Origin of the sequence: Streptomyces antioxidans (assembly GCF_000968685.2) — a bacterium.
Lineage (GTDB): Bacteria > Actinomycetota > Actinomycetes > Streptomycetales > Streptomycetaceae > Streptomyces > Streptomyces antioxidans.
Genome location: NZ_LAKD02000149.1, coordinates 1 through 3,479, shown reverse-complemented (window position 1 = coordinate 3,479; position 3,479 = coordinate 1). Strand labels below are relative to the sequence as shown.

1 protein-coding gene is annotated in these 3,479 nt (G+C 70.7%); it reads right to left on the bottom strand.

Annotated features, from left to right (window positions below; all coding sequences use genetic code 11):
• Positions 1-3,479, bottom strand: a 3,479-nt coding sequence (locus tag VT50_RS36720; protein WP_143645337.1) for a non-ribosomal peptide synthetase, incomplete at both ends; no start/stop codon positions are given.

The window sequence follows — 3,479 nt, the reverse complement described above, 5'->3', positions numbered from 1 at the left end:
GAAAACCCCGCACCTTCACCTGATCATCCACCCGCCCCACGTACTCCAAGGAACCGTCCGACCGCCATCGGCACAGGTCCCCGGTGCGGTACAGCCGCGCCCCGCCCCCTTCGCCGGAGGCAGACCGGGGCCCGGCGAAGGGGTTCGCCACGAACCGCCCGGCCGTCAGCCCGGGACGGCCCAGATACCCCCTGGCCAGGCCCGCCCCGGCCAGATAGAGCTCCCCCGCCACTCCGGTCGGCAGCGGTCGCAGCCACGCGTCCAGGACATACACCTGAGCATCGATGGCCGGTACCCCGATGGTGAGCGCGCCACCGGCCCGTACCTCGCGTCCGGCTTCCAGGGCACCTGCCGTGGCCCACACCGTCGCCTCGGTGGGGCCGTAGGCGTTCACCATCCGCCGCCCGGGCGCCCACCGCCCGACGAGCTCGGGGCCGCATGCCTCGCCGCCGACCAACAGCGTTCGCAGCGAGGGGAGTTCGGTGGTCGGCATGCCAGCAAGAACGGTCGGCGAGATCAACGCATGGGTGATCCCGCGTCGGCGGATCACCTCGGCGAGTTCCTCGCCCGCCAGGACCCCCGACCGCTCCGGAATGACCAGCGCACCCCCCGAGGCGCATGCCATCAGGAACTCCATCACGGAGGCATCGAAGCTCGGCGACGCCAACTGCAGGATCCGCGCGGACGGATCGAGAGCGAACCGTTCCACCTGGGCGGTTGCCAGCCCCGCGATGCCGGAGTGAGTGACGACCACGCCCTTGGGACGTCCAGTCGACCCCGATGTGTAGATCACGTAGGCCGCGGCGGTCAGGGGCACCGACACCGCCGGGGAGGTGGTCGGCTGCCGACGGATGTCGGACATCGTCTCCGGCGTGTCCGCCACCACGGTGGAGACGGCGGCGCTGGGCAGGGACTCCGCGAACGCGCTCCGCGTGACCACCGCGCTCACCGCACTGTCGGCCAGGACGAAGGCGATCCGCTCCGCCGGATAGGCGGGGTCGACCGGCACATACGCCGCGCCGGTCTTCAGCACGGCGAGTGCCCCGACCACCATGTCCACGGAGCGGCCGAAGGCCAGTGCCACGCGGGACTCCGGCCCGATACCGCGCTGGGCGAGGTGGTGGGCGAGTTGGTTGGCGCGGGCGTCGAGCTCCGCGTACGACAGACGGAGCGCTCCGCACTCCACGGCGAGAGCCTCCGGTGATGTGCGCACCCTGTCCTCGAAGAGCGCTCCGAACGACAGCCGCGGCAGATCCGGCCGTCCCGTGTCGTTCCACGCCACCAGGGTCCGGTGCCGCTCGGCGGCGTCCAGTATGTCGATCCGACTGATCGGCGCGTCCGGGCGCGCCACCGCCTCGTCCAGCATCCGCGAAAAGCGGTCCGCGAGCCGTTCGGCGGTCTCCCGGTCGAAGAGGTCGACGGCGTACTCCAGCACCCCGTCGAGTCCGGTGTGCGTCCCACCGTGGTCTGGGCGTGCGTTGACCATGAAGGCCAAGTCGAACTTGGCCGTCCGGGCCTCCGGCCATTCCACCGTGGCCGTGGTGCCCGGGAGGGCGAAGTCCTGGTCCCACGCGGTCTGCAACGCCAAGGACGCCTGGAACAGCGGGTGGCGGGCGAGCGTACGCTCCGGATTGAGCGCCTCGACCAGTTGCTCGAACGGCAGCTCCTGATGCGCGTAGGCCGCGAGGGCGGTGTCGCGGACCCGTTCGAGCAGCGTCCGGAAGGAGGGGTCGCCGGAGGTGTCCGCACGCAGCACCAGCGTGTTGACGAAGAAGCCGACGACGTCGTCCAGCGCCTCATCGGGCCGTCCGGCGACGGGGCTGCCGATCGGAACGTCCGTGCCCGCTCCCAGACGGGTCAGCAGGGCAGCCACGGCCGTCTGAAGCACCATGAACACACTCGCGTCGGCCGCACGGGCCAGGGCGGCCAGTTTGCCGTGTGTCTCAGGGCCGATCTCGAACGCGGTCCAACGCCCTCGGTGGCTGGCCACCGGCGGGCGGGGCCGGTCCGTGGGCAGGGGGAGCTGTTCGGGAATGCCCGCGAGGTGGGTGCGCCAGTAGTCCAGTTGCCCGGCCAGCACACTGCCCGGCGTGTCAGCCGCACCGAGTGCCTGGCGCTGCCAGAGCGTGTAGTCGGCGTACTGCACCGGCAACGGCTGCCACCCGGGTACGCGGCCCTCCCGCCGCGCCGCATACGCCCCGGCCACGTCCCGCCACAACGGCCCCAACGACCACCCATCCGCAGCGATGTGATGCACGACCAACACCAGCGTGCATACGGACTCCGACGCGGACTCCCGCACCATCACCGCCCGCAACGGCAGCTCCTCCTCCAGGGCAAAGGCTCGCTGTACTACCTCGGCCACCGCCCGCTCGGCCCCGGCCCGACCACCCACCGTGGCCGCCCCCAGCCCCGGCCACCGCCGGTCGGCCTCCTCCACCGACAGCACCCGCTGACACGCCACCCCATCGACCTCGGTGAAAAGCGTCCGCAGGCTCTCATGCCGACCCACCACATCCCGCAGCGCCCAACCCAGCGCCTCACCATCCACCTCACCCGACAACCGCACCACCAAGGGGATGTTGTACGTGGCCGACCGGCCCTCCAGCCGGTACAGAAACCACAACCGACCCTGGGCGAACGACAGCGGCAACCGCTCCGGCCGCCGATCACACCGCACGAGCTCGGGCCGCTCCCGGCCCGACTGACCCGCACCCCCGGCTACCCGACGCGCCAGCCCGGCTACCGTCGGCGCCTCGAACACCGCCCCTACCTGCAGCTCAACACCCAGCTCAGACCGCACCCGCGACACCAACCGCGTCGCCAACAGCGAATGCCCACCCAGATCGAAGAAACCATCCTCAACCCCCACCCGCTCCACACCCAACACCGCAGCGAACAAACGGCACAGCAGGTCCTCCGCCCCATCCCTGGGCGCGATGTACCCCGAACCACTACCTCCCTCCGGCACCGGCAACGCCCGCCGGTCCAGCTTCCCGTTCACCGTCACCGGCAACCCATCCACCACCACCCACACACCCGGCACCATGAACTCCGGCAACCGCCCCCGCACAAACTCCCGCACCACCCCCACATCACACCCACCCTCACCAGGCACCACATACGCCACCAACCGCCGATCCCCAGGACGGTCCTCCCGCACCACCACCGCCACCTGACCCACCGAAGGATGCGCGGCCACCACACCCTCCACCTCACCCAACTCAATCCGAAAACCCCGCACCTTCACCTGATCATCCACCCGCCCCACAAACACCAACCGGCCCCGCGCATCCCACCGCACCAGATCCCCCGTCCGATACATCCGCTCCCCAACCCCGCCGAACGGGTCCGCCACAAACCGCTCCGCCGTCAACCCCGCACGCCCCACATACCCCCGCGCCAACCCCACACCCGCCACATACAACTCACCCACCACACCCACCGGCACCAAACCCAACCCACCATCCACCACATAC